The sequence below is a fragment of the Rhodococcus rhodnii NBRC 100604 genome (assembly GCF_001894925.1).
Lineage (GTDB): Bacteria > Actinomycetota > Actinomycetes > Mycobacteriales > Mycobacteriaceae > Rhodococcus_F > Rhodococcus_F rhodnii.
Genome location: NZ_BCXD01000019.1, coordinates 74,177 through 98,256, shown reverse-complemented (window position 1 = coordinate 98,256; position 24,080 = coordinate 74,177). Strand labels below are relative to the sequence as shown.

Genomic DNA, 24,080 nt, shown 5'->3' with positions numbered 1-24,080 from the left:
GTTACACAGAACGCAACGGCCGCACCCTCCACTACGTCGTCGACGGCCGCGGCCCGGTCACCGTCGTGTTCGAGTCCGGGATGGGGCGAGGCCGGTCGGCCTGGGCGCTCGTCCAGCCGATCGTGTCGCAGTTCGCGCGCACCGTGGTCTACGACCGCGCGGGCTTCGGACCCAGCGATCCGGACCCGAGCGGACGCGGGTTCTCGCGGCTCCGCGACGATCACCTCGCGATCCTCGACGCCGCCGTCGACGGGCCTGCCGTGCTGGTCGGCCACAGCTACGGCGGCCCGATCGTGCGGTCCGGGGCCCTCCACCGGCCCGACATCACGAGCGGCGTCGTCCTCGTCGACGAGGTGAACGAACTGATCACGCCGCGGCGCATGCTCGCAGGGATGCGCGGTGCATCGCTCGTGTACGCCGCGCAGATGCTGCTGGCGCGCGTCGGGCTGCTGCGCTGGGCGCTGAGCCGCACGTACTACCGGAGGCTGTCCGGCCCCGCCCTCGAGGTCGCGCTCGACGAGGAATCGACCCTCACGGCCGCGATCGCGGCGCGCGACGAGTGGCGGGCGTTCGGCGAGAGCTTCACCCGGCTCCACGAGAACGGGCCGCTGGTGCCCGCCGGGGCGCTGACGTCGATCTCCACGAAGCGCGTCGACGACGAGGACGCCCGCCGCGAACGCGACTTCATGAGCAATGCCCACCTCGAACTCGTCTCCCTCGCCGACGACGGCCGCCACGTCTTCGCGGAGGGCCGCAGCCACCATCTCCAGTTCAGCGAACCGGCCCTCGTCGCGGACGAGATCCGGCGTTCCGTGGAACAGGTGGGTGTCGCGTGAGGAAGGGGTTCGGCCCGAGCAGGGCGTCAGAGCCGTCCCGTGAGCTTGCGCGTGTGATACCGCAGTAGCCCCAGTCCGACGTCGATGCCGTAGAAGCGGGCCGTCACCGCGAGATCGGCGAGCCTGCCACGATGCAGCGCACGATCGAGCGCGTGCGCGAGCTCCGAGTCGCCGTCGCCGCGTTCGGTCAGCCGCGCGAGATTCTCCCGCGCGAACCGCTCGCCACCCGGGCCGGCCGCGCGCAGATACATCCGTTCGACTGCCTTCGGGTCCACCGTCGACGGCAGCGTCGTGCAGCGTCCCTCGGCGCCCACGATTCGCAGGCCGATCATCGTGCGAAGGCACTTCTCGCAACGGCCGCAGTTGAACTCGCGCGCGAGATTGAACCAGCACACGCGGAGATGATTCATCGCGATGTCGGACTCGGCGAGGATCGCGAGCTTGCCGACGCGGTCGATCTCGACGCCGTGATGCACGATCCGGACACCGCTGCTCGACCACAGCGGGTCCAGGTCGGGGTGGGTGCCCAGCGGTTCGAGCCGCGACTCGTCGTCCGACGCCGGGACGTACATCGTGTGGATGTGCTGCGACAGCAGCAGCGCGACGTGCGCGAGGAACGCCCCGTGCGCCTGCCGCTGCCAGTGCGGGCCGTGCGCGGCGTGCAGATAGCGAATGTTCGACCTGACCTCGATGAGCTCCTTGCCGAGCAGCTCCGCCGCGCTGCGGGCCCGGGCCACGACCTGCTCCCACAGGCCCGCGTTGTCCAGGCTCACGTCGAGGCCGTGGACGATCACGAGATGGGTGATCTCGTCGATGTGCTCGAGCGCGGTGTGGAACGAGTCGACACCGCCCGAGAAGAAGCATCCGACACCGGTCGCACGCTCGGGCTGCGTTGCCGCGCGAGAGCGGTCGCTCGTGCCCGTCGGGAGCAGCTCGTCCGGATACCAGCCGCGCAGCACCTCCTCGGCCCGGAGGCTCCCGTCGAGCGCCACCGGATCAGCGGGCGGATCGAGCCGGAGTTCGAGGCCCTTGCGCAGCGCCGTCGCGCGCAGCGTCGGCACCCACGGGGTCCCGCTCGCGTCGACGGGGACGTTCGCCTCGGTCCAGGCCGTGAACTCCCGGCCGTCGATCGTCAGGCTCGCCGTGGACCGATTGTCGTCGTCCACGGAGATGGTGGCGTCGAGGGCAGCGTGCACGCGGATGTCCTTCCGTCGGGGATCGCGTTCTCGGAAATGCGGGCGGAGATCGGGTCAGGCACCGGAGACGACGGAGCGGTCGCCGAGCGGCTGTTCGAGCGGGACGGTCAGCGTCGCGAAGACCGCGACCAGGATGCAGGCCTTGTCCTGTGCCTCCGGCAGCGTGCCGGTGTGCAGCGTGACACGAACCTCGGAGTCGGTCTCCTCGGTCGTCGTGTACGCGCCGCTGCACTCGGGCGTGCCGGTGTAGAAGTGGATGTCCACCGCGTCCGCCCCGCCGTCGGGACGCGACCACGACTCGAACTCGCCCACGTGCGCGTCCACGATGTCGGGACGCGGCGTGAAGACCGTGCCGAGATCGCTCGCCGGAACCTCGGTGGGCGTGGGCTGCGGCCCGGACTGCGGCGGAAGCGAAGACTCACCGGTCGTGCCGGCGGTGTCGGAGGCGGTGGGATTCGCCGCGACGGCTCCGTCCGAAGGGCCGTTCGAGCACGCGGCGGCGAGACCGGCCGCGAGGAGCAGAAGTGCCGAACGTCGCATACCTGCCACCGTAACGCGTGTCACGCCAGAAGCGCCGCAACCAGTGCTATCGCGGGAATCGACGCGAGCGTCGTGACGAACGCGCTGTCGCGGGCGAGGACCGTCCCGCGGCCGTAGCGCGCGGCGTACACGAAGACGTTCTGCGCGGTGGGCAGCGTCGCGACCACCACGATCGCGAGCAGTTCGTGGCCGTCGATGCCCAGCACCCAGTGCGCCATCGCGTACGCCAGCAGCGGCTGCACCACGATCTTGAGCACGGACGCGAGTGCGACGTCGCGGCGCGGACTCGCTCCGCGCTGCAGTACGCGCACCCCGTACAGCGAGATCCCGAACGCGAGCAGAGCGCCCGGCACCGACGCGCCACCGAGCAGCCGGAACGGCTGCAGCGCGACCTCCGGGGGAGTCCACCCGCTCACCGCCACGGCGAGGCCCGCGGCACCCGCGAGCACCATCGGATTGCGCAGCGGCGCCGTCATCGTCTCGAAGCGCGAGGCGTCCGAGCGCATCGTCGTGATGTCGAGGACTGTCAGGGCGAGCGGCGAGTACAGAACGATCTGGAACAGCAGCAGCGGGACGACGAACGACGCGTCGCCCAGGACGAACACGGCGATCGGAATGCCGAGGTTCGCCGAGTTCACGTACGACGACGACAGTGCGCCGATCGTCAGCTCCGGGATCGGGCGGCGCAGCCAGAGCCGCGCGACGATCAGATAGCAGATACCGACGGCGAACGCCGTCGCGGCCGAGACCGCCAGCGTCGCGGAGAAGACGACCGACAGATCGGCCGTCGCGAGCGAATCGAACAGCAGCGCCGGCATCGCGACGAAGAACACGAGCCGTCCGAGGACGGTCTCACCCTCGGCGCCGAGCGTCCCGCGACGTGCGAGCAGATAGCCGATGCCGACCACCACGAAGACGACGGCGAATCCCGACAACACCCCGGACACCGGTCACCGTTCCTCGCGATCGCAGATGGCGGATTTCGCCGAGCAACGAGGCTACGCTCTGCCGCCACGCTCCCCGATTCGCGCTCCCGCTGACCCTGGTGAGGGAGCGTGAGCACGAGACGGGGAGCGTGGGGGTTCACCGGACCGCCGCCAGAGTCGTGTCGACGAACCGCCGACACGACGAAGGCCGCCCGCGAGCAGTGCTCGCGGGCGGCCTCGGTGCGGGTGTGGTTACCGGCTCGTGAAGGGGAGCAGCGCCATCTCGCGCGCGTTCTTCACGGCGACGGCGACCTGACGCTGCTGCTGCGGGGTCAGGCCGGTGACGCGGCGGCTGCGGATCTTGCCGCGGTCGGAGATGAACGTGCGCAGCAGGTTGACGTCCTTGTAGTCGACGTACTCGATCTTCGCCGCGAACAGCGGGTTCTTCTTGGGCTTGCGGCCCTCGACCGGGCGCGGCTTCTTCGACGATCGCTTGACTGCCATCTTCGCTTCCTTTACCAGCTCGACTTGTGTACGCCAGGCAGCTCTCCACGGTGAGCGAGCTCGCGTACCCGCACGCGAGAGAGCCCGAATTTGCGGAGGTGGCCGCGCGGACGTCCATCCGCAGCGTCTCGATTACGCAATCGTACCGGACTCGCATCGCGGGGCAGTCGCTGCAGTGCGGCCTGTGCGGCCGCCCGTTCGGCGTCCGGCGTCGAGGGGCGGCGGATCAGTTCCTTGAGCTCGGTGCGCTTCTCGGCGTGCCGGGCGACGATCACCTTGCGCTGCTCGTTCTTGGCGATCTTGGACTTCTTGGCCACGGGTGTCCTTCTACTTCTCTTCGCGGAAGTCGACGTGTTTGCGCACGACCGGGTCGTACTTCTTCATGACGATCCGGTCGGGGTCGTTGCGGCGGTTCTTCCGGGTCACGTACGTGTACCCGGTGCCGGCGGTCGACTTGAGCTTGATGATCGGGCGGATGTCGTTGCGTGGCATGTCAGTACTTCTCTCCACGTGCCCGCAGTCGTGCGAGGACCGCGTCGATGCCGTCTCGGTCGACGGTCTTGATGCCCTTCGCCGAGAGCGTCAGGGTGACGCGGCGCCCCTCGCCGGGCGCGTAGTAGGTCTTCTTCTGGATGTTCGGCTCCCAGCGCCGGCTGCTGCGCTTGTGGGAGTGCGACACGGTCTTGCCGAAGCCGGGGCGGCGTCCGGTGACCTGACAGTGCGCTGACACCAGTGTCCTCTTTTCGTCGTCGGGGGGAGAGCTCTTGCGGTAATGGCAATCGTTTTCGACAATGCCGTCCTCGCACTGTAACGTCGTCGCCGACATTTTGAAAATCATTGTCGAGAAGGAGTGCGATGGCACAGCACATCGACCGGCGGACCCCCGTCGTCCTCGTCGCCGGCGCCGCGGGCCCCGCCGAGGACGTCGCGGACGGTCTGCTCGCGCCCGGCACCGTCCTCGTCCACCACGACCTCGGGGGACTCGGGCAGGGCGTCGTCGCCCGATCGCTCACGACCTCCGACGACGGCACCCCCCACGTTCGGCTCGAGATCCTCGAACTCGCCCACGCCTGCGCGTCGTGCACGCTCCGCGAAGACCTGCTCCCGCTGCTCTGCCGACTGCATCGGCGCAGCAACGTCGACCGGATCGTGCTGCACCTCGACTCGCGGTTCGAGGCCGAGGCCGTGTGCTGGGCGATCGAGCACGTCATCGTCGAGGGCGTCGCCGGGCACACCGACGGACCCGCCTCCGGCGACGTGCGCATCGAGGCCGTCGTGACGTGCCTCGACGCCGAGACCTGGCTTCGCGACGCACTCGGCGACGAGGTTTTGAGCGACGGTGACGACCGCACCGTCGCCCAGCTCGCCGTCGGGCAGGTCGCGATCGCCGACGCACTCGTCGTCGCCGGACACGGCACCGACGGATACGCCCACGCCCGGCTCCACGCGGTGCTGCGGCGGCTCGCCCCGGGCGCCCCGATCTCGTGGGGAGTGCCCGACGACGCCGAACGGCTCCTGCGGCTCGTCCCGAAGACCGCACTGCGCGGCCGCGCCCCCGAGCCGTTCGACGCCCTGCTGCGGGGCCAGCCGCCGCTGGGCGACGACCTCGGCGTCGAGCTGTTCGAGTTCTCGGCCGACCGCCCGTTCCACCCCGAACGCCTGCACGACGCGCTCGACGTCCTCTTCGACGGCGTCGTCCAGGCCCGCGGGCGAGTGTGGCTCGTGACGCAACCCGACACCGCGCTGTGGCTCGAATCCGCCGGCGGCGGGCTGCGCGTCGCGCTCGCGGGCACATGGCTCGCGGCGATGACGCCGACCGAACAGGAGGAGGCGTCACCCGAACGGCGCGCCCTCGCCGCCCTCGCGTGGGACGACGACCGCGGGGACCGCCACAGCAGCCTCGTCGTCCTCGCCTGCGGCGCCGACCGCAGCGAGATCGACCGCACCCTGCGGTGGGCACTCGTCACCGACGGCGAATGGGCCGACGTCGACGGCCACCGGGAATGGCCGGACCCCTTCGGCGCGTTCCACAGCGATCCGTGCGGCGACACCCGCACCCCGTTCGCCGAATCCGGCGACAACACCGCCCACGATCAGGAGAATCCATGAAGAAGAACCTGCACCCCGACTACCACCCCGTGGTCTTCCGCGACGCGAACACCGGCGCGGCGTTCCTCACCCGGTCGACCGTCACGAGCGATCGCACGGTGACGTGGGACGACGGCGCCACGTATCCCCTCGTCGTCGTGGACGTGTCGAGCGACTCGCACCCGTTCTGGACGGGCACGCAGCGCCTCGTCGACACCGCGGGCCGCGTCGAGAAGTTCGAGCGCAGGTACGGCAAGCGGACCCGATGAACGTGCCCCACCGAAGAGAGAGTTGACGTCATGGCAGTCCCGAAACGCAGAATGTCGCGGTCGAACACCCGCAGCCGCCGCTCGCAGTGGAAGGCGACGCCGCCGGACCTCGTCGAGGTCACCGTCGGCGGCGTCCGCCACCGTGTCCCGCGGCGCCTCGTCAAGGCAGTGAAACTCGGAATGGTCGATCCCGAGCAGATCTGACGATGCCGGATCCGACGATGTCGACCGTGGAGCTCGCCGCCGGCCCGATCGACTACCTCGACACAGGTGGATCGGGTCCGGTGGTGGTGCTCTCCCACGGCTTCCCGATGAACCACCTCCAGTGGCGCAAGGTGATCCCGCTGCTCGACGACCTCCGGTGCATCGCGCCCACGTTCCCGCTCGGTGCCCACCGCACCGCGATGCGCCGCGGCACCGACCTCTCGCAGCGCGGGCAGGCGATGATCGTCGCCGACTTCCTCGACGCGCTCGATCTCCGCGACGTCACGCTCGTCATGAACGACTGGGGCGGGCCGCAGTTCTTCGTCGCCTTCGGCCGCGACGAGCGGGTCGGCCGGCTCGTGTTCGCCGCGTGCGAGGCGTTCGACAACTTCCCGCCGCCGCCGGCCCGGCCCCCGGCGGCACTCGCGCGCGTGCCGGGCGGCGCCTGGCTGCTCGCCCAGGCAATGCGCACCCGCCTGCTCCGTCACGGCAGCAAGGGGTACGGCGCGATGTGCCACGCCCGCATCCCCGAGGACGTGCTCGACTCGTGGTTCGATCCGGCGGTCCGTGACGCGGGCGTCCGGGCCGACATGCGCGCCTTCGCGACGGGAGCGCCGCCGCGGCGCGTCGCACTCGACTGGAGCGAAGCGCTCCGTGGCTTCGAGCGGCCCGCGCTCGTCGTGTGGGCGCGCGACGACCTCATGATGCCGGGCGACCACGGCCGCAGGCTCGCGGAGATCCTCCCGAACGCGACCCTCGTCGAGATCGAGGAGTCGCGGACGCTGATCCCGGAGGACCGGCCCGACGAGTTCGCCGCCGTCCTGCGCGAGTTCGTGCTCGGGAGCGCACCCGGCCCCTGACGGGCGTCCCGGTGCCATGCTGATCCGGTGTTGCTGCGCATCCTCGAACTGATCGGCATCGGCACCTTCGCGGCGTCGGGCGCGCTGGTGGGCGTCACGAAGCGGCTCGACGTCTTCGGCGTGTGCGTGATGGGCATGTTCACCGCCCTCGGTGGTGGCGTCGTCCGCGACCTGCTGCTCGGCGTGCATCCCCCGACCTCGCTCGTGAACCCCGTGAACCTCGGCACCGCCTTCGGGGTGTCGTTCGTCGTCGTGTTCGTCCACGCCGTCGTCATGCGGTTGCGGCGGCAGATCCTCGTCCTCGACGCGCTCGGCATGGGACTGTTCGCCAGTACCGGCGCCGTCGTCGCCCTCGAGCACGGCGCGGGGCCACTCGCAGCGGCGCTCGTCGGCGGGACGACGGCGATCGGCGGCGGCGTCATCCGCGACGTCCTCGTCAACGAGGTTCCGCTGCTGCTCCAGCGCGAGTTCTACGCCGTCCCCGCCCTGTTGGCCGCAGCCCTCGTCGGGGTCGTCGTCCACGTGGGCCTGTCGACGAACCTCGCCCTCGTCGTCGCGACGACGTTCGCGTTCGTGCTCCGCGTCGTCTCGCTCTGGCGGGGATGGGGCCTGCCGACTCCCCGGATCGAGTAGCGACCCGGTCCCGAGCCCCGGGCAGCACCCTTCTCAGGACGATCTCAGTTCGCCGGGCCAGACTGGTGGTATGCGCATACTGGTGGTCGACGACGATCGTGCCGTGCGGGAGTCGCTGCGACGATCGCTCAGCTTCAACGGGTATTCCGTCGATCTCGCGGTGGACGGTATGGACGCACTCGGTCACATCGCGGACGCGCGTCCCGACGCAGTCGTCCTCGACGTCATGATGCCGCGGCTCGACGGCCTCGAGGTGTGCCGCCGGTTGCGCAGCACGGGCGACGACCTTCCGATTCTCGTCCTCACCGCCCGTGATTCGGTGTCCGAGCGCGTCGCGGGACTCGACGCGGGAGCCGACGACTACCTGCCCAAGCCCTTCGCGCTCGAAGAGCTGCTCGCACGGCTGCGTGCGCTGTTGCGCCGTGCCGCACCCGACCCCGACGAGGACTCCGAGAAGCTCGAGTTCGAGGACCTCACCCTCGACCCGATGACGCGCGAGGTCATGCGCGGCGAGCGCGGCATCAGCCTCACGCGCACCGAGTTCTCGTTGCTCGAGATGCTCATGGCGAACCCGAGGCGGGTGCTGACGCGGAGCCGCATCCTCGAGGAGGTGTGGGGCTACGACTTCCCCACGTCCGGCAACGCCCTCGAGGTGTACGTCGGCTACCTGCGCCGCAAGACCGAGGCGGAGGGGGAGCCGCGGTTGATCCACACCGTCAGAGGCGTCGGCTACGTCCTGCGCGAGACGCCCCCGTGACGGTCGACCCACCGGTCGCGCCGCACGCGCGGCGTCCGGTCGACGACACCGCGATGCGGCCGCCGATGCCGCTGACGCGATCGGTGTCGCTGCGCTGGCGTGTGACGCTGCTCGCGGCCTCGGTGGTTGCGATCGCCGTCGCCGTCATGGCGATCGCGGCGTACGCAGTCGTCTCGCGGGCGCTCTACGCGGACGTCGACAACCAGCTGCGCAGCCGCGCAGCCGCGCTGATCGACTCCAACCTCGTGACGTTCGACCCGCGCTACATCGCCGGTGCGACGCTCTACACCGAGGACGTCAGCGTCGCACTCGTCTTCCCCAACCTCGACACGTACACGCCCCCCGGATCGTACGTCCCGATCGGCGCCCCCGAGCTCGGCGCCGCGGCGGCGGGTGGCGCCGCGACCTCGCTGCGCACCGTCGACAACCGGCGAGTCCTCGCCGAGCACATGGCGAACGGCAGCACCGTCGTGATCGCGCAGCGGCTCGAACCGACCCGCGGCGTCCTCGACCGGCTCGCGTGGGTGCTCTTCGTCGTCGGCGGGTGCGGTGTCGTCCTCGCCGCCGTGGCCGGTACGGCCGTCGGCCGCACCGGGCTCCGGCCGATCGCACGACTCACCGAGGCCACCGAGCGCGTCGCACGGACGGACGATCTGACCCCGATCCCCGTCACCGGCAACGACGAACTCGCCCGGCTGACCGAGTCGTTCAACACGATGCTGCGTGCGCTCGCGGAGTCGCGCGAACGGCAGAGCCGGCTCGTCGCGGACGCGGGCCACGAACTCAAGACGCCGCTGACGTCGCTGCGCACCAACATGGAACTGCTCATCGCGTCGAGCAGACCCGGCGCGCCGCACGTCCCCGACGAGGACATGGCGGAACTGCGCGCCGACGTCATGGCGCAGATCGAGGAACTCTCGACGCTCGTCGGCGACCTCGTCGATCTCGCGCGCGAGGACGCCCCCGAGACCGTGTACGAGCTGGTCGACCTCGCCGACGTCGTCGACAGGTCGCTCGAACGCGCACGACGTCGTCGCGGTGACGTGGACTTCGCCGAGATCCGGACGCCGTGGTTCGTCTACGGCGACCAGGCCGGGCTCGCGCGGGCCGTGCTCAACGTCCTCGACAACGCAGCGAAGTGGAGTCCGCCCGATTCGCAGGTCCGCGTCGCGATGCGCGACCTCGGCAACGGGCTGCTCGAACTCTCCGTCGACGACGCCGGCCCCGGTATCCCCGAGGACGATCGGCGGCTCGTGTTCGACCGCTTCTACCGGTCGACGGCGTCGCGGTCGATGCCCGGCTCGGGTCTCGGGCTCGCGATCGTGCGGCAGGTCGTCGTCAAGCACGGCGGCACGATCACCGCGGAGGAGTCCGAGCGTGGGGGAGCGCTCATCAGGATCGTGCTGCCCGGGTCGCGCGAGCCGCGCGAGTGAGTTCCGGCGACCGGGCGAGACCGTATCGCCGGGCCCCCTTCGGGTGGTACGAGTGAAGTATCGGGCAACCACAAGGTGGATCTCAGGCCGCTCTCAGTCCGGCACGGCATCGTCGGTGAGGAAGGGGTAGCGCTTCGCGCACGCCCCGCGGTCAGCGAGGAAAGTGATGCAATGAGCGACGATCGACAGGGACAGCAGTCCGGCGACGACGACCGGACCGGCCGCACCGGTGACAACTCGCAGCACAACCCGTGGCAGGGACGTCCGGATCAGCAGCCCGGCCCCGACGCCACGAGGCCCCACCCGACCACACCCCAGCCGGGCCCCTATCCCGGCGCGTACGGGCCGGGCCCCTATCCGGGCGGTCAGCAGTACGGCGGGTACGGCGAGCCCGCACCCGGTCAGCTGGGACAGCCGACCGCGGGCGGCCCGTCCGGCCACGACACCGCAGTGATCGATCGTCCGCAGCAGCAGCGACGTCCGGGTCGCACGGCGCTCGTCGCGGGCGCCGTCGCGCTCGCCCTCGTCTCGGGCGGAATCGGCGGAGCGGTCGGCGGCTACTACGGCAGCCAGAACTCGTCGAATGCGGGCGTCACCAACTCCCTGCAGCAGGATCGCGCGACGGCGCAGCCGACCGCCAACGCCCCCGCCGGCTCGGTGCAGGCGGTCGCGGACAAGGTCGTCCCGAGCGTCGTGAAGATCGAGATCGCCACGGCCCGTGGTCAGGGTGGCGACGGCTCGGGTGTCGTGCTGTCCTCCGACGGGCTCATCCTCACCAACAATCACGTCGCGGGAGCCGCCGGGAACGGTGGGGCACTGCGGGTCGCGTTCTCCGACGGGACGACTGCCGACGCGACCCTCGTCGGCGCCGATCCGGTCTCCGACCTCGCCGTCATCAAGGTGGACGGGCGCACCGATCTGCAGCCGATCGAACTGGGCACCTCCTCGAATCTGCAAGTGGGACAGCAGGTCGTTGCTGTCGGCTCGCCGCTGGGTCTCGCCGGAACCGTCACCGAGGGCATCGTGTCGTCGCTCAACCGGCCCGTCGCGTCGAGTGGTGAATCGGGCAACCAGAACACGGTGATCGACGCGATCCAGACCGACGCGGCGATCAACCCCGGCAACTCCGGTGGCGCGCTCGTGAACATGGACGGTCAGCTCATCGGCATCAACACCGCGATCGCGACGGTCGGGGGCGCCATGGGCGGGCAGAGCGGCTCGATCGGCCTCGGCTTCGCGATCCCCGTCGACCAGGCGAGCCGGATCGCGGACGAGCTCGCGCGCACCGGCACCGCGACGCAGGCCGTGCTCGGCGTGCAGGTCCCGTCGGTCGGCAACGTGGACGGCGCACAGGTCGCCGAGGTGACCGAAGGTGGAGCCGCCGAGGACGCCGGAATCCCGCAGGGAGCCGTCATCACCCGGGTCGACGACCGCGTGATCGACAGCGGCGACGCCCTCATCGCCGCGGTGCGCTCGCACGCACCCGGCGATTCGGTCCGGATCACCTACACCGACTCGAACGGGTCGAACGAGCAGACGGCCGATGTCACGCTCGGCTCGGTGCAGACCTCGGGTGGCCGTTGATGAGGACACGCGCTGTGACGGACAGCGGAACGCTGCGCCTCCGGCCGACTACGGTTGGGGTCATGGAGATGGATGCCTCGATGGCGGGACGCGCACTGGTGGTCATCGTCGACGACCGGACCGCGCACGGCAACAGTGATTCGACCGGTCCGCTCGTGACGGATCTGCTGGCGGAGGGCGGGTTTCTGGTCGACGCAGTCGTCGCCGTACCGTCCGACGAGGTGGAGATCCGCAACGCACTGAACACCGCGGTGATCGGCGGCGTCGACCTCGTCGTGTCGGTCGGCGGCACGGGTGTCTCGCCGCGCGACGTCACGCCGGAGGCGACCTCGGAGATCCTCGACCGCGAGATTCCGGGTATCGCGGAGGCGCTGCGGTCGTCCGGCCTGTCGGCGGGTGCGCTCGACGCCGGCCTCTCGCGCGGGGTGGTCGGAGTCTCCGGCAGTACGCTGGTGGTCAATCTCGCGTCGAGCCGCGAGGCAGTTCGCGACGGGATGGCCACGCTGACGCGGCTGGCCAGTCACGTCATCGCCGAGCTCTCGGGGCTCGACGACTGACGCGAGTCCACGACAGGTGAAGGGAGCCGGGATGTCCGACGACGCGACGTCCGGGTCATCACCGGAAGAGTCCCCCGCCGAGCACGACACACACGAACCCGCGACGAGCCGGGCCCGCATCGATCGGGCCCGGCTCGCTCGTGTCTTCGGCGACGTCCTGCCCTCGACGACGCGGGACGAGCGCTCGACCGGCGGGGCACGCGGCGCGGACGCGGAGGACGAGTGGCTGCGGAGCCAGAAGCCCCCGCATCACGGCTGACCGGCCGATCTCACATGGTCGAGTGTCCGGTAACCGGAGTCACACTCATCGTATTTGTCAATCATGGCAATACAAACATAAGTGCTGTTCGGCTCATTTTGTGATCAACATCACTTCTCGTCCGCTGAGCGTAGCGATTGCAGCACCGGTTATAGCAACGTTACTGTTCTGCCCGTTCGTAGGAAACGAATTGCGAGCGACGCGCGGTGCAGCGCTGTGACGTGCGCGTTCGCTGGTCGAGGCGTTATCGGAATGTGATCACGGTGTGTTTACCTGCCGGACACACTCCTCCGTGATACTGCTCTCGGCTTGTTGGACCACTGCTCAGTTGCGACAAGCCGCAACTGAGGACGAGCAAGATCCTGATGAGGGGAACGAATGAGCGAGATCCGTAAGTCCGGCGTGCGCCGTGGCGCCCGTATCGCCGGCCTCGGCGCTGCCGCCGCCGTCGCGATGGGCCTGATGTCCACCGGTGTGGCCAATGCCGACACCTTCGTCCCGCTGCCCGGTGGCGAGAAGATCGTGGGCGGCGGTGGAACCACGGTGAAGATCGCCCGCAACGCGGAGAGCGCCGTCATCTCGCCGTCGCTCGCTGCCAACGGTGCAGGCCGCACCGCGTGGGTCACCGGCGACGTCTTCGCCGACGTCCAGGGCGCCGAGGAAGGCAAGCTGACCACCGGCTACATCGTCGGCTGCCAGGTCGACATCACCGGTCTCGAGCTCGGTCTCAGCGGCTCGGTGGATCTGTCGGGCGCCGGCCTCAGCGGCTCGCTGTCGCTCCCGATCGCTCCGGGCGAGGTCAAGTTCGCGAAGCTGGCCAGCAAGGACGTCTCCGAGGGTGTTTCGGCGATCCAGTACAAGGACGCCGAGATCGAGGTCCAGGGCTGCGGTGGCTACGCACAGGCTCGCGCGTACACGGTCGTCGAGGTGCCGGGCAACCACTACGTCAAGGGCACGCTGTACGGCCAGCCGTTCAGCATCGGCTGATCCAGCCTCCACAGTTCGACTTCTCTTCGCGCGAGCGAATTCTGAACCCTAGAGGGGAAACATGACCAGCAAGACCCTGCGCCACGGCGCCAAGGCTGCGGCTGTGGTGGGCGCTGCCACCGTCGCCATCGGCCTCTTCTCGACGGGTGCGGCCAACGCCGACACCTTCGTCCCGCTCAAGAACGACTCCGTCACGCAGACCCTGCTCGACGGCACCGTCGTCACGGTCAGCTCGTCCAACAACTCGGCGCTCATCAGCCCGTCGCTCGGCGCGACGCCGCTGCATCGCAACGTGTGGGCCTCGGGCTCGGTCGACGTCAACATCGAGGGCGCTGCCGAGGGTGGCACCATCGACGCCGGCTACCTCGTCGCGTGCCAGGTGAACTTCGGCTCGAAGGTCGGCGGCGGCGCGGATCTCGCGGGCACCGACTTCGAGACGATCACCGGTCCGGGCAGCCCGAAGGCGTCGGGTGGCATCACCCTCGGCCCCGGCCAGGTCGAGTCGGTTCCGCTGCTGCAGATCAAGGACGGCGACGACACCGTCAGCACGTTCGACTTCGAGGGCAACTCGGGTGGCTTCACGTGGGCCGACGAGACCTTCAGCGTCTCCGGCTGCGCCGGCTACGCTCAGGCGCGTTCCTACGTGAACGTCTCCGTCTCGACCGATTCGGTCGACGGCAACGTCACCCTCTGGGGCGAGCCCTTCAGCCTCGGCTGACAGCTCCACGCACAGCACTCGGGCCCCGCATCGCTTCGGCGATGCGGGGCCCGAGTCGTGGTGGGGGACGGTCAGTTCTGGGGCTTCGCCTGCTCGGTGCGCGCGTGAGAACCAGCAGCCCAGCCGTCGTCGGCGCCCTCGACCTGCGGGACCTGACGTTCGCCCTTCGCGAGGAGGTCGCGAATCTGGATGAGCAGTTCCTCGGTACTGGCCTGCTTGTCGGCGGGCTCGCTCGCGAACCGCTTCTTCGCGGCGTTGGCCGGCAGGATGAGGATGAAGTAGACGACCGCCGCGATGATCACGAAGTTGATCGCCGCCGTCACGACCGCGCCCAGATTGACGAAGGTCTCCGGATTGTCGGAGAGGGCGAAGCCGAATCCCATGTCGGAGCTGCCGACCACGGCGATGAGCGGATTGATGATGTTCGTCGTGAACGCCGTGACGATCGCCGTGAACGCGGTGCCGACGACGACCGCGACGGCGAGGTCGATCACGTTTCCGCGAAGCAGAAAGTCCTTGAATCCCTTGAGCATGCGATGAAGTCCTCCGCTAGTCGGAAGGCCGCTGGGGCCGCCATCGCGGAAAACACTAAGTGCTGTGCCGGTTTCTGTGGTGCAACTCGGAGCGAGAGACGCCGATTTCTCACGCGAGCGTGACGGCCAGCGCTTCCGTGAGCGACGCGACGGCCACGCGCTCGGCCGCATCGCCTGGGAGGGCGAGCATCACCATCCGATCGCGACGATCGGACGATTCGCCGCCCTGATCGACCAGGACGACGACGGCATTCGACGCCACCACCTCGGCGGACCGCTCGTCGTCCCCCGTCGTCGAGAGCACGTCCACACGATCGCCTTCCCGGAGCAGGTCCACGACGCCGGCGTCGGCGAGCCGGACGGGGACGACCCGTGCTGCGCCGTCTCCTGTCGCAGCCTGGGCGAGCCGTGGGCTCACGACACGGACGTCGGTGAGGATCTCGCCCGCGCGGACGGGTCCGGCGAGCGTGCGGCCCTCGACGTCGCCGATACCGACGACGGCTCCGGCAGGGAGCATCGACTCGACGCGCTGCGCGGCCGTGACGTCCTCGGCACCGACGACGGTTCCGGGCGCCAGATCTCGGGCCGCGACGACGACGGTCGCGGTCTCGCCGTCGCGGTCGCCCTGCAGTGCGAGGACGAGTGCCAGCGCGGCGAGGACGCCCGCGGCGACACGTCTGACGAGAACCGCACGGGCCCAGTGCGGATGCGTGAAGGCGTGCAGGCGATCGAGCAGTGACGGTGCGAGCGTGCGCGGCATGATCCGACGCTAGAGCCCCGCGGAGTACCCGAGGACGCGCACAGGCCCCGCATGGGGATCGGGCGGGGCCTGTGGAGAGAGCGGGTCGGATCAGCCGGCAGCGGCCTTGGAGGTCGAGGACGACGAGCTCGAAGACGACGAGGACGATGCTGCGGTGCTCGAACTCGACGACGAGCCCGAATCGCTCGACGAGGCGGAGGTGGAACTCTTCGAGCCCGAGTCGGAAGTCGCGGACTCGGACGACGATCCGCCACCACGGCTGTCGGTGCGGTAGAAACCACTGCCCTTGAAGACGATGCCGACCGAGTTGAAGAGCTTACGAAGCTTCCCCGAGCACTCGGGGCACGTCGTGAGCGAATCGTCGGTGAACTTCTGCACGATGTCGAAGCGGTTGTCGCATTCGGTGCAGGCGTACGAATAGGTGGGCACGGTTCCTCCACGCGGATCAGAAATAGCCGTAGCGCTGGCACTCTACAGCCGACAGTGCCAGTATCGCCAGTCGCGAAGCTCAACGCCGTGCGCGGACGCCCTATTCCGGCACGCGGACCGGCCCACGTCCCGGTGTGAGGATCCACCCGACCCGGATGTCGTACGGGTCTTCCGGCAGCTCGTTCACGACGTCGTCGTCCCGCACGACGGCGACGAGCATCGCATCAGGACGCGCGTGACCGAGGGTCCTGTCGTAGTAGCCGGCGCCGCGACCGAGTCGCACTCCTCGCAGGTCGACGGCGAGCGCCGGAACCAGGACGACGTCCGCGCGGGCGAGTTCGCTCGGCGGGAGCACCGGGCCGATCGGCTCGACGATCCCGAAACGTCCTTCGCGCACGCTGCGGGGGCCTTCGTACACGCTCCACGACAGCGGACCGGCGGGGGGCGTCACCGGAAGCAGGACGCGCCGTGCCGCGCGGGTCGCCGCCGCGACGAACGAGTCCGGGGACGCGGGCGAGCCCGAGCCGGGCTCGTCCGGCAGCGGGGCATAGGTCGCGAGCGTTCCCACCGGGCCCAGCCGCTCGACGGCTTCCGCGAGCGCGTGGGCCTCACGTGACCGCGTCTCGTCGTCCAGCGTGCGGCGGGACGCGAGAATCCGCGCGCGCCACTCCGTTTTGCCCGCGGCGTCACCCGCAGGCGTGCCGTCTCCGCTCGTCGGGGCCGGGCCTTCGACCATGACGTGTGCCGTTCCTCTCGTGCGGTGGGGTAGCCCAGGTCACACCCGTGAGCACCGTCCCGCGATCGTGCGGGGTCCTCGCAGTATCTCGGCGAGTACCTGCAAGGAAAGCACGGCTATGGTGATCGACATGAATGACGGCGTTACGCGCGTTTCCAGGGCTTTCCGCACGGCGGTCGTGCCCGCGGCGGGGATGGGGACACGCTTTCTCCCGGCGACCAAGACGGTGCCGAAGGAGCTCCTCCCGGTGGTCGACACCCCCGGGATCGAACTCGTCGCGGGTGAGGCGGCCGATTCCGGCGCCAACCGCCTCGTCATCGTGACCTCGCCCGGCAAGGACGGTGTGGTCGCGCACTTCGTCGAGGACCTCGTCCTCGAGAGCAAGCTCGAAGCCAGCGGCAAGTACCACCTGCTCGAAAAGGTCCGCAAGGCACAGCGCCTGCTCGAGGTGCAGTCCGTCGTGCAGGACGAGCCGCTCGGTCTCGGGCACGCCATCGGGCGCGTCGAGGAGGTTCTCGACGACGACGAGGACGCGATCGCCGTCCTGCTGCCCGACGATCTGGTGATGCCCCGCGGCGTCCTCGACATCATGGCCCGGGTCCGCGCCAAGCGCGGCGGCTCGGTGCTGTGTGCGATCGACGTTCCCGAGGACCAGGTCGGCTCGTACGGCGTGTTCGAGGTCGAGACGGTCCCGGACGCCGCGAATCCCGACGTCCTCAAGGTCCTCGGCATGGTCGAGAAGCCGGCCGCCGAGGACGCACCGTCCACCTTCGCCGCGGCCGGGCGGTACCTGCTCGACCGCGCCGTGTTCGACGCGTTGCGGCGCATCGAGCCGGGTGCCGGTGGCGAACTCCAGATCACCGACGCGATCGCCCTCATGATCTCGGAAGGTCACCCGGTCCACGTCGTCGTGCATCGCGGGACGAGACACGACCTCGGAAATCCCGGGGGCTATCTGCGTGCTGCGGTTGACTTGGCACTCGACAGCGAGGAATACGGACCGTCGCTGCGCACGTGGCTGACGGATCGTCTGGAGCGTTCGGATCGGCCCGGCGAGTAGCAGCCCCGGTCACGGGCGCGGGCGGGTGAGGTGAGACGGAGGCGGTAGCGAATGCGGTCGGTCGAGGAACAGCAGACCAAGGTGACCGCTGCCGCCGTCGCACCGCGTCCGGTGCGCGTCGCCATCTCCGAGGCGCAGGGACTGTTGTGTGCCGAAGAGGTCGTGGCGGAACGGCCGCTGCCCGGTTTCGATCAGGCCGCGATCGACGGCTACGCGGTCCGCAGCGTCGACGTCAGGACGGCGGGTGCGCACGTCGACGAGTCGGGTGCCGACGCGGATCTGATGCTTCCCGTCGTCGGCGAGGTGCGGGCGGGCTCGCGGCAGCCCACCCGGCTGCAGCCGCGGCAGGCCGTCCGCATCGAGACCGGCGCGCCGTTGCCGACGCTCGCGGACGCCGTGCTCCCGCTCGACCGCGCCTCGGACCGTGAGAAGGGCGGCCGCGTCGTCGTCACCCGGCCCGTACGGTCGGGCGACTTCGTCCGCCGTGCAGGCGACGACGTGCAACCCGGTGACGTCGCGGTGCGTGCCGGCACGATCATCGGCGCCGCGCAGGTCGGCCTGCTCGCGGCGGTCGGCCGCGACAAGGTGCTCGTGCATCCGAGGCCGCGTCTCTCGATCATCTCGGTGGGCGGCGAACTCGTCGACGTGGACCGCACGCCGGGTGCGGGGCAGGTCTTCGACGTCAACTCCTACGCCCTCAGCGCCGCTGCGCGCGACGCCGGCGCCGACGTCAACCGCGTCGGCATCGTCGATCTCGACCCGCGCCGGCTCCGCGAGGTCGTCGAGGGCCAGCTCATCCGCTCCGAGATCGTCGTGATCGCCGGTGCCGTCGGTGGGTCCGCGTCGCGCATCGTCGAGGAGACGCTCGCCGATCTCGGAGACCTCGAGATCGACCGGATCGCGATGCACCCCGGCTCGGTCCAGGGTTTCGGGCGGCTCGGCCGCGACGAGACGCCGACGTTCCTGCTGCCGTCCAATCCGGTCGGGGCGCTCGTCGTCTTCGAGGTGATGGTGCGCCCGCTGATCCGGATCGCGCTGGGGCGGCGCCGCACGATGCGCCGGACGGTGTCGGCCCGGACGGTCTCGCCCATCACGTCGATCGAGAACCGGAAGAGCTTCCTGCGCGGCCAGCTCATGCGCGACGAGGCGACCGGCGAGTACCTCGTCCAGGCGCTCGGCGGCGCGCAGGGCTCGTCGTCGCATCTGCTCGCGACGCTCGCGGAGGCGAACTGCCTCGTCGTGCTCGATCCGGAGGTGACCGAGGTGCGTACGGGCGACGTCGTCGACGTCACGTTCCTGGCGCAGCGCGGCTGACGCCGTGACGAAGCATCCAGGGTGGCCGCCGAGGCTCGGCCCGCTGCGCGTGCGCGGCGGCGTCGTCACGCTGCGTGCCATCCGGCTGCGCGACGGCGCGGCGTGGAGCCGGATCCGTACGCGCGACCGCGAGCATCTCGAGCCGTGGGAACCGACGGGGCTCTCCCCGTGGAACGCACGGCACGGCGTGTCGTCGTATCCCGCGGTGTGCGGGTCGTTGCGGTCGGAGGCGCGCAGCGGCCGGATGCTGCCGATGGCGATCGAACTCGACGGGCGCTACTGCGGGCAGCTGACGATCGGAAACATCGTGCGCGGCGCGCTCCGGTCCGCGTGGATCGGTTACTGGGTCGACAGCGAGGTCACGGGGCTCGGCGTCGCGACGGCGGCGCTCGCGCTCGGCGTCGACCACGGCTTCGGCCCGGTCGGGCTGCATCGCATCGAGGCGACGGTGCGTCCCGAGAACATCGCGAGCCGCACCGTGCTGCGCAACGTCGGCTTCCGCGAGGAGGGGGTGCTGCAGCGCTACCTCGACGTGGACGGCGCGTGGCGTGACCATCTTCTCGTCGCGATGACCGTCGAGGAGGTCGCCACCTCCACCGCGGACGTCCTCGTTCGAGCCGGTCGCGCTGCGTGGGCCTGACCTGCAGTTATCCACCAGCAACGATGGGTGACGAACACCATTTCCCACCGGTGACGTGACCTGTGCAACCTTTCTCCCGGCCGGCGTCCTGGGTTTTCTCGTCCGGAAGTCCGATTTACGCGTGTGACGGGTGTGACTAATGAGTATTCTGGCCTCGGCGCGTCTGCGAAGATGTGAAGGGTTGCGCCGCTAGCCTCGACTGTGGGAAAGCGGCGTATCGGTGCAGGTGGACGGTTCGTGGGGAGGTGGCGTCGTGCCCAACTCGTTTCTCGTGATCGCACTGGTCGCGGTGTGGCTCTTCGTGCTCGTACCGATGCTCGTCACCAAGCGACCTCGCATCCTCCAGACCACCGACGTCGCCCTTGCGACGCGGGTGCTCCACCGGGGTGATGCGCGCCGTTCTCGCCGCGGACCGGCCACCGGACACCGCAGCGACCCCCACTGGCAACCGGAAATCGACGACCCCGGCTACACCGCGGAGGACCGTATGGACACTCGCGACGAGATGCTCGACGACGACCAGGGCGAGCGGGACCTGCACGATGCCGACCTGCAGGATGCCGACCTCCACGACGAGTACGACTCGTACCACGAGCACGACGAGGACTACGACGACGGCTACAGGCCGATACGTCGCGGGCGTGGCGGCTTCGATCCAGAGGCCGACGCGATCGCACGTGCCACGCGATACCGCTTCCGGCAGCGCACGCTGCTCGGCGCGGTCTTCGTCGCGATCATGGCGGGTGCACTCGCACTGATCCTGTCGCCGATGCTGTGGTGGGCGTTCGGTGCTGCCGTGATCGGTGCCGGGGGCTACCTCGTGTACCTGCGTCGTCAGGTCAGGATCGAGCAGGACATCCGCCGCCGCCGCACCGCGCGACTACGGCGCGCGCACCTCGGTGTGGAGTCCGAGGCCGATCACGATCTCGACGTCGTCCCGACGCGCCTGCGTCGTCCCGGCGCCGTCGTGCTCGAGGCCGACGACGAGGACCCGGCGTTCGATCACCTCGACAGCTACGAGGACTACGCGTACCGCAACGACACCGACCACGACGAGTTCGACGGCTACGAGTACGACCACGGCTTCCGTCGTGCAGCCGGTCAGTAGCCCGAACAAGCCCCGGTAGAGGGGCGATTGGTACTCCGCACCGATCGCCTGCTATCGTTTCCGACGTCCGCAAGGGCACGGGGCTGTGGCGCAGTTGGTAGCGCGTCTCGTTCGCATCGAGAAGGTCAGGGGTTCGATTCCCCTCAGCTCCACACCGAAAGCAGGGCCCGAACCTCACGAGGTTCGGGCCCTGCTTTCTTTCCTAGAGGCACCTGTAGCGAGGAGTTGGTCGAGGGCTTTCCCGCGCGGTATCCGGGCCTCGTCCGCCACGAGATCCTGGTCGACGTGGACAGTCCGTGCCGCGTCCAGTACGTGAGTGCCTGGCGCGACGAGGAGTCTCTGGTCGGATATGCGGGGCCGGGGTGGCGGACCGACGCCGTGACCTTTCCGGACGAAGAACAGATGCTGGCGCAGCCGTTGACGCTGCGCCACTTTCGGCTCACGTCGCGGCGAGAGTGACGAGTCTCCGGACTCACCGGGGCCGGTTCAGTCGTGGCGGCGTGCGATGTGCGCTTCGATCCCGTCCAGGATGCGGGCCAGCCCGAAGGCAAGGAAGAACTCGTCCTGGTCTTCGGGCTCGTCGTTGTTCGGTCCGTCGTCGTTCGGTCCGTTGTTGTTCGGTCCGTCGTCGTTTGGTCCGTCGTTGTCCGGTCCGTCGTCGTACGGGTGGTCGAACAGTGAGCCGTCGCGAAGTATCGCGCTGAGGGCCGGCAGGCGTTCGGGATCGGCGAAGAGCTGCAGTACCGCCTCGTAGTCCCGGTCGTCGGTCGCGGGGCCGGGGCCCCCGGCTTCTGCCTCGGCGATGCTGATCGACAGCGTCGCCTCGTTGCGGGCGTACCCGCTCAGCAGCAGGGTCGTCGAAACCTTCTCCGCGGGGCTCAACTCCAGTCCCGCCATCGCCCCGAGGGCGCGGTCCATCCATTCGATGGTCCGCGGCATCATCGGCGGGACGGGGATCGGGATGTCGAGTGTCCACGGGTGCGCCGCGTACGCGTCCAGCAGGCGGTGTGTCCAGGTGGCCAATGCGGTGCGCCAGCCCATCCCGTCGAGGTCGTCGGGCGCCGGACCGAGCGCCGCGTCCTGGACGTGCGTGAGCAGTTCGTCCTTCGAGCCGACGTGCCGGTACAGCGACATCGTGGTGAAGCCGAGCTCCTCCGCGACCCTCGTCATCGAGACGGCCGCGAGCCCGTGTTCGTCGCCGATGCGGAGTGCGGTTCGCACGATCGCGTCCACGCTGAGTGCGGCCCGCGGTCCACGGCGCGGCGCCGGGGTGAGGCCCCACGCGGCTGCGACCGCCGGCGGCAGTTGTGGCCCGCCGTCGGGCTCCTCGCTGGTCGGGGCGCTGTCGGGCATGAACTCTCCTCGGGGCATCGCGTATCGGGGGTTGACGGGATTCGTCTACTCTACATACTGTTTATTACACATACAGTGTTGCTCGTACGCAGTTTCGCTCGTACACAGTGAGGAGGTCGTGTCATGTCCGATCCGATAGTGAGGGTCGCCGGGCTGGAGAAGTCGTACGCCGCGACGACGGTGCTCGCGGGTGTCGACCTGGAAGTCTCGCCGGGGTCGGCCTGCTGGGGCCCAACGGCGCGGGGAAGACCACGCTCGTGAACATCCTGTCCACGCTCACCCGGCCCGACGCCGGGGTCGCCGAGGTCGCGGGGCACGACGTCGTGAGAGAACCGGCGGCCGTCCGCGGGGCGATCGGTCTGACCGGGCAGTTCGCCGCCGTCGACGACCTGCTCACCGGCCGGGAGAACCTCGCGATGATGGCAAGGCTGAGCCGGGTGCCGCGGCGCCGGGTGCCCGAGGTCGTCGACGAGACACTCGAGCGCTTCGCCCTCGCCGCCGCGGCCGACCGCCGCGTCGGCACCTACTCGGGCGGCATGCGTCGGCGCCTGGACATCGCGGTCGGCATCCTGGCGCGGCCCCGGGTGCTGTTTCTCGACGAGCCGACGACGGGACTCGATCCGCGCAGCCGTCAGGGAGTCTGGGAGTTCGTGCGCGAACTCGTCGACGACGGCGTCAGCGTGCTCTTGACGACGCAGTATCTCGAGGAAGCGGACCAGCTCGCGGACGAGATCGCCGTACTCGACCACGGCCGGATCATCGCGTCCGGCACCGCTTCCGAGCTCAAGCGGCGCTTCGGCGAGGACGTGGTGGACGTCCGTTACGCCGACGGCACCGTCGACACCTTTCCCACCGACGGGTCACCTGCCGGCCTGCGCCGCGTCCTCGACGGGCTCGCGCCGGGTGCCGAGACGGTAGGAGTTCGGAGTCCCAGCCTCGACGACGTCTTCCTCGCCCTCACCGGGCGCGCCGTCGACGCCGCCGAGACGCGGCCCGCGGACGGAGCGGCGGCATGAGCGCCCCCGTCCGGCCGGCGCCGCTGTCGGACACGGCGGTGATGGTCCACCGCAGCGTGCGGCACTCGCTGCGCAACGTGGACGCGCTGTTCGTGTCGGTTCTCCTGCCCGTGTTGCTCATGCTGCTCATGACCACCGTGTTCGGCGGAGCGATGGACATCGACGGCTCCTACGTCGACTACGTCGTGCCGGGGGTGATCGTGCTGTGTGCCGGTTACGGCGCGTCGACGACCGCGATGAGCGTCACCAAGGACATGACCGAGGGCATCGTCACGCGCTTCCGGACCATGAACGTGCTGCCTTCGGCCGTGCTCACCGGTCACGTCGCGGCGAGCGTGCTCCGCAACCTCGTCTCGACCGGGCTCGTGGTGCTCACCGCGTTGGCGATCGGTTTCCGCCCGCACGCCGGGCTCGGGGGATGGCTGGGCGCCCTGGCGCTCCTGGTCCTGTTCATCACGGCGATGTCGTGGCTGTCGGCGGCCTTCGGTCTGGTCGCGAGGAGCGTCGAGGGCGCATCCGCGCTGGGGTTCGTACTGCTGTTCCTGCCGTACCTGTCCAGTGCGTTCGTCCCTGTGCACACCCTGCCGGGCTGGCTCCAGCCGATCGCCGAACATCAGCCGTTCTCGCCGTTGATCGAGGCGATCCGTGGGCTGCTGCTCGGCACCGGGGTGGGCGACGCGGGGTGGATCGCGGTCGTCTGGTGCGCGGGCCTTCTGATGGTCTCGGCGGCCGCGACGGCAGTGCTGTGGCGGCGGAGCAGGGGCTGACGTCCGTAGGAGT

31 protein-coding genes, 1 tRNA gene and 1 pseudogene are annotated in these 24,080 nt (G+C 69.8%); 21 read left to right on the top strand and 12 right to left on the bottom strand.

The window, feature by feature from the left end; translation table 11 throughout:
- The coding region (locus RR1_RS15120; protein ID WP_040772355.1) for an alpha/beta fold hydrolase at positions 1-836 on the top strand (836 nt) is incomplete at its 5' end.
- 26 nt (positions 837-862) lie between these two features.
- Here the strand turns inward: RR1_RS15120 and RR1_RS15115 are convergent.
- From RR1_RS15115 to rpmB, 7 genes are all read right to left on the bottom strand, one after another.
- Positions 863-2,032 carry a hypothetical protein gene (locus RR1_RS15115; protein ID WP_010837125.1) on the bottom strand — a complete coding sequence of 390 codons (1,170 nt, stop codon included), beginning with the start codon at positions 2,030-2,032 and terminating at the stop codon, positions 863-865.
- A 54-nt stretch (positions 2,033-2,086) separates the two neighbouring features.
- Entirely contained in the window at positions 2,087-2,572 is a 486-nt protein-coding gene (locus RR1_RS15110) for a hypothetical protein (protein ID WP_010837124.1), read from the bottom strand.
- 20 nt (positions 2,573-2,592) lie between these two features.
- Positions 2,593-3,519: an AEC family transporter gene (locus tag RR1_RS15105; protein WP_010837123.1), complete on the bottom strand. Its 927-nt coding sequence runs from the start codon at positions 3,517-3,519 to the stop codon at positions 2,593-2,595.
- Positions 3,520-3,750: 231 nt separating this feature from the next.
- Positions 3,751-4,002 (bottom strand): 30S ribosomal protein S18, encoded by a 252-nt coding sequence (gene rpsR, locus RR1_RS15100; protein WP_010837122.1) that lies wholly within the window; start codon positions 4,000-4,002, stop codon positions 3,751-3,753.
- An 11-nt stretch (positions 4,003-4,013) separates the two neighbouring features.
- A complete protein-coding gene (gene rpsN / locus RR1_RS15095; RefSeq protein WP_010837121.1) occupies positions 4,014-4,319 on the bottom strand; it encodes a 30S ribosomal protein S14 in 306 nt (101 codons plus the stop codon).
- Between the two features lie 10 nt (positions 4,320-4,329).
- On the bottom strand, positions 4,330-4,494 hold the full coding sequence (rpmG, locus tag RR1_RS15090) for a 50S ribosomal protein L33 (RefSeq protein ID WP_010837120.1): 165 nt from the start codon (positions 4,492-4,494) through the stop codon (positions 4,330-4,332).
- Position 4,495: 1 nt separating this feature from the next.
- Positions 4,496-4,732 carry a 50S ribosomal protein L28 gene (gene rpmB / locus RR1_RS15085; RefSeq protein WP_010837119.1) on the bottom strand — a complete coding sequence of 79 codons (237 nt, stop codon included), beginning with the start codon at positions 4,730-4,732 and terminating at the stop codon, positions 4,496-4,498.
- 125 nt (positions 4,733-4,857) lie between these two features.
- Here rpmB and mrf point away from each other — a divergent pair, with 125 nt between their 5' ends.
- The 12 genes from mrf (at position 4,858) to RR1_RS15025 (ending at position 14,351) form a co-directional block, all read left to right on the top strand.
- Positions 4,858-6,111 (top strand): ribosome hibernation factor-recruiting GTPase MRF, encoded by a 1,254-nt coding sequence (mrf, locus tag RR1_RS15080; protein ID WP_010837118.1) that lies wholly within the window; start codon positions 4,858-4,860, stop codon positions 6,109-6,111.
- On the top strand, positions 6,108-6,359 hold the full coding sequence (locus RR1_RS15075) for a type B 50S ribosomal protein L31 (RefSeq protein WP_010837117.1): 252 nt from the start codon (positions 6,108-6,110) through the stop codon (positions 6,357-6,359). The genes mrf and RR1_RS15075 overlap by 4 nt, the downstream gene beginning before the upstream one ends.
- A 30-nt stretch (positions 6,360-6,389) precedes the next feature.
- A complete protein-coding gene (gene rpmF, locus RR1_RS15070; protein ID WP_010837116.1) occupies positions 6,390-6,563 on the top strand; it encodes a 50S ribosomal protein L32 in 174 nt (57 codons plus the stop codon).
- A 17-nt stretch (positions 6,564-6,580) separates the two neighbouring features.
- Positions 6,581-7,423: an alpha/beta fold hydrolase gene (locus RR1_RS15065; protein ID WP_040772372.1), complete on the top strand. Its 843-nt coding sequence runs from the start codon at positions 6,581-6,583 to the stop codon at positions 7,421-7,423.
- A 27-nt stretch (positions 7,424-7,450) separates the two neighbouring features.
- A complete protein-coding gene (locus RR1_RS15060) occupies positions 7,451-8,056 on the top strand; it encodes a trimeric intracellular cation channel family protein (protein ID WP_010837114.1) in 606 nt (201 codons plus the stop codon).
- Between the two features lie 70 nt (positions 8,057-8,126).
- Positions 8,127-8,813: a response regulator transcription factor gene (locus tag RR1_RS15055; protein ID WP_040772354.1), complete on the top strand. Its 687-nt coding sequence runs from the start codon at positions 8,127-8,129 to the stop codon at positions 8,811-8,813.
- A gap of 53 nt (positions 8,814-8,866) precedes the next feature.
- Positions 8,867-10,246 (top strand): HAMP domain-containing sensor histidine kinase, encoded by a 1,380-nt coding sequence (locus RR1_RS15050; protein ID WP_081634090.1) that lies wholly within the window; start codon positions 8,867-8,869, stop codon positions 10,244-10,246.
- A gap of 171 nt (positions 10,247-10,417) precedes the next feature.
- Positions 10,418-11,830 (top strand): S1C family serine protease, encoded by a 1,413-nt coding sequence (locus tag RR1_RS15045; protein WP_072713648.1) that lies wholly within the window; start codon positions 10,418-10,420, stop codon positions 11,828-11,830.
- Between the two features lie 62 nt (positions 11,831-11,892).
- The gene (locus tag RR1_RS15040; protein WP_010837109.1) at positions 11,893-12,387 is read left to right on the top strand and encodes a MogA/MoaB family molybdenum cofactor biosynthesis protein; all 495 of its coding nucleotides are present in this window, start codon (positions 11,893-11,895) and stop codon (positions 12,385-12,387) included.
- A 31-nt stretch (positions 12,388-12,418) separates the two neighbouring features.
- On the top strand, positions 12,419-12,646 hold the full coding sequence (locus RR1_RS15035; protein WP_010837108.1) for a hypothetical protein: 228 nt from the start codon (positions 12,419-12,421) through the stop codon (positions 12,644-12,646).
- 378 nt (positions 12,647-13,024) lie between these two features.
- A complete protein-coding gene (locus RR1_RS15030) occupies positions 13,025-13,633 on the top strand; it encodes an MspA family porin (RefSeq protein ID WP_010837107.1) in 609 nt (202 codons plus the stop codon).
- 61 nt (positions 13,634-13,694) lie between these two features.
- Positions 13,695-14,351 (top strand): MspA family porin, encoded by a 657-nt coding sequence (locus RR1_RS15025; protein ID WP_010837106.1) that lies wholly within the window; start codon positions 13,695-13,697, stop codon positions 14,349-14,351.
- Positions 14,352-14,422: 71 nt separating this feature from the next.
- On the opposite strand, the gene mscL is transcribed toward RR1_RS15025, so the two are convergent.
- The 4 genes from mscL to RR1_RS15005 all read right to left on the bottom strand — a co-directional run bounded on the left by mscL (position 14,423) and on the right by RR1_RS15005 (position 16,809).
- Positions 14,423-14,884 (bottom strand): large conductance mechanosensitive channel protein MscL, encoded by a 462-nt coding sequence (gene mscL / locus RR1_RS15020; RefSeq protein WP_010837105.1) that lies wholly within the window; start codon positions 14,882-14,884, stop codon positions 14,423-14,425.
- Between the two features lie 109 nt (positions 14,885-14,993).
- Positions 14,994-15,644: an SAF domain-containing protein gene (locus RR1_RS15015; protein WP_010837104.1), complete on the bottom strand. Its 651-nt coding sequence runs from the start codon at positions 15,642-15,644 to the stop codon at positions 14,994-14,996.
- A gap of 90 nt (positions 15,645-15,734) precedes the next feature.
- Positions 15,735-16,073: an FmdB family zinc ribbon protein gene (locus tag RR1_RS15010; RefSeq protein ID WP_071990702.1), complete on the bottom strand. Its 339-nt coding sequence runs from the start codon at positions 16,071-16,073 to the stop codon at positions 15,735-15,737.
- Between the two features lie 100 nt (positions 16,074-16,173).
- Positions 16,174-16,809 (bottom strand): 5-formyltetrahydrofolate cyclo-ligase, encoded by a 636-nt coding sequence (locus RR1_RS15005; RefSeq protein ID WP_010837102.1) that lies wholly within the window; start codon positions 16,807-16,809, stop codon positions 16,174-16,176.
- A 130-nt stretch (positions 16,810-16,939) separates the two neighbouring features.
- Between RR1_RS15005 and RR1_RS15000 the strand changes: the two genes are divergently transcribed.
- The 6 genes from RR1_RS15000 to RR1_RS22345 all read left to right on the top strand — a co-directional run bounded on the left by RR1_RS15000 (position 16,940) and on the right by RR1_RS22345 (position 21,390).
- On the top strand, positions 16,940-17,869 hold the full coding sequence (locus tag RR1_RS15000) for a UTP--glucose-1-phosphate uridylyltransferase (protein WP_040772370.1): 930 nt from the start codon (positions 16,940-16,942) through the stop codon (positions 17,867-17,869).
- 51 nt (positions 17,870-17,920) lie between these two features.
- A complete protein-coding gene (glp, locus tag RR1_RS14995; RefSeq protein WP_010837100.1) occupies positions 17,921-19,183 on the top strand; it encodes a molybdotransferase-like divisome protein Glp in 1,263 nt (420 codons plus the stop codon).
- Between the two features lie 4 nt (positions 19,184-19,187).
- Complete coding sequence (locus RR1_RS14990; RefSeq protein WP_040772352.1) at positions 19,188-19,823, top strand: GNAT family N-acetyltransferase; 636 nt, start codon at positions 19,188-19,190, stop codon at positions 19,821-19,823.
- 253 nt (positions 19,824-20,076) lie between these two features.
- The gene (gene sepX, locus RR1_RS14985; RefSeq protein ID WP_040772369.1) at positions 20,077-20,931 is read left to right on the top strand and encodes a divisome protein SepX/GlpR; all 855 of its coding nucleotides are present in this window, start codon (positions 20,077-20,079) and stop codon (positions 20,929-20,931) included.
- A 79-nt stretch (positions 20,932-21,010) separates the two neighbouring features.
- A tRNA-Ala gene (locus tag RR1_RS14980) sits at positions 21,011-21,083 on the top strand.
- Between the two features lie 133 nt (positions 21,084-21,216).
- Positions 21,217-21,390, top strand: coding sequence for a hypothetical protein (locus RR1_RS22345; RefSeq protein ID WP_169847049.1), 174 nt, complete (start codon positions 21,217-21,219; stop codon positions 21,388-21,390).
- A gap of 27 nt (positions 21,391-21,417) precedes the next feature.
- Here RR1_RS22345 and RR1_RS14970 read toward each other — a convergent pair whose 3' ends face one another.
- Positions 21,418-22,284 carry a TetR/AcrR family transcriptional regulator gene (locus tag RR1_RS14970; RefSeq protein WP_051111063.1) on the bottom strand — a complete coding sequence of 289 codons (867 nt, stop codon included), beginning with the start codon at positions 22,282-22,284 and terminating at the stop codon, positions 21,418-21,420.
- A gap of 123 nt (positions 22,285-22,407) precedes the next feature.
- Here RR1_RS14970 and RR1_RS14965 point away from each other — a divergent pair.
- Positions 22,408-23,300 (top strand): annotated as a pseudogene (locus tag RR1_RS14965) (ATP-binding cassette domain-containing protein).
- Positions 23,297-24,067: an ABC transporter permease gene (locus RR1_RS14960; RefSeq protein WP_010837094.1), complete on the top strand. Its 771-nt coding sequence runs from the start codon at positions 23,297-23,299 to the stop codon at positions 24,065-24,067. The pseudogene RR1_RS14965 and the gene RR1_RS14960 overlap by 4 nt, the downstream one beginning before the upstream one ends.
- Positions 24,068-24,080: the final 13 nt, after the last annotated feature.

Bases quoted from the DNA above. Each gene is read 5' to 3' on its own strand.
- RR1_RS15110 (WP_010837124.1), bottom strand. From the start codon at position 2,572: ATGCGACGTTCGGCACTTCTGCTCCTCGCGGCCGGTCTCGCCGCCGCG.
- rpsR (WP_010837122.1), bottom strand. From the start codon at position 4,002: ATGGCAGTCAAGCGATCGTCGAAGAAGCCGCGCCCGGTCGAGGGCCGC.
- rpmG (WP_010837120.1), bottom strand. From the start codon at position 4,494: ATGCCACGCAACGACATCCGCCCGATCATCAAGCTCAAGTCGACCGCC.
- mrf (WP_010837118.1), top strand. From the start codon at position 4,858: ATGGCACAGCACATCGACCGGCGGACCCCCGTCGTCCTCGTCGCCGGC.
- RR1_RS15075 (WP_010837117.1), top strand. From the start codon at position 6,108: ATGAAGAAGAACCTGCACCCCGACTACCACCCCGTGGTCTTCCGCGAC.
- rpmF (WP_010837116.1), top strand. From the start codon at position 6,390: ATGGCAGTCCCGAAACGCAGAATGTCGCGGTCGAACACCCGCAGCCGC.
- RR1_RS15065 (WP_040772372.1), top strand. From the start codon at position 6,581: ATGTCGACCGTGGAGCTCGCCGCCGGCCCGATCGACTACCTCGACACA.
- RR1_RS15055 (WP_040772354.1), top strand. From the start codon at position 8,127: ATGCGCATACTGGTGGTCGACGACGATCGTGCCGTGCGGGAGTCGCTG.
- RR1_RS15050 (WP_081634090.1), top strand. From the start codon at position 8,867: ATGCGGCCGCCGATGCCGCTGACGCGATCGGTGTCGCTGCGCTGGCGT.
- RR1_RS15045 (WP_072713648.1), top strand. From the start codon at position 10,418: ATGAGCGACGATCGACAGGGACAGCAGTCCGGCGACGACGACCGGACC.
- RR1_RS15040 (WP_010837109.1), top strand. From the start codon at position 11,893: ATGGAGATGGATGCCTCGATGGCGGGACGCGCACTGGTGGTCATCGTC.
- RR1_RS15035 (WP_010837108.1), top strand. From the start codon at position 12,419: ATGTCCGACGACGCGACGTCCGGGTCATCACCGGAAGAGTCCCCCGCC.
- RR1_RS15030 (WP_010837107.1), top strand. From the start codon at position 13,025: ATGAGCGAGATCCGTAAGTCCGGCGTGCGCCGTGGCGCCCGTATCGCC.
- RR1_RS15025 (WP_010837106.1), top strand. From the start codon at position 13,695: ATGACCAGCAAGACCCTGCGCCACGGCGCCAAGGCTGCGGCTGTGGTG.
- mscL (WP_010837105.1), bottom strand. From the start codon at position 14,884: ATGCTCAAGGGATTCAAGGACTTTCTGCTTCGCGGAAACGTGATCGAC.
- RR1_RS15015 (WP_010837104.1), bottom strand. From the start codon at position 15,644: ATGCCGCGCACGCTCGCACCGTCACTGCTCGATCGCCTGCACGCCTTC.
- RR1_RS15005 (WP_010837102.1), bottom strand. From the start codon at position 16,809: ATGGTCGAAGGCCCGGCCCCGACGAGCGGAGACGGCACGCCTGCGGGT.
- RR1_RS15000 (WP_040772370.1), top strand. From the start codon at position 16,940: ATGAATGACGGCGTTACGCGCGTTTCCAGGGCTTTCCGCACGGCGGTC.
- glp (WP_010837100.1), top strand. From the start codon at position 17,921: ATGCGGTCGGTCGAGGAACAGCAGACCAAGGTGACCGCTGCCGCCGTC.
- RR1_RS14970 (WP_051111063.1), bottom strand. From the start codon at position 22,284: ATGCCCGACAGCGCCCCGACCAGCGAGGAGCCCGACGGCGGGCCACAA.
- RR1_RS14960 (WP_010837094.1), top strand. From the start codon at position 23,297: ATGAGCGCCCCCGTCCGGCCGGCGCCGCTGTCGGACACGGCGGTGATG.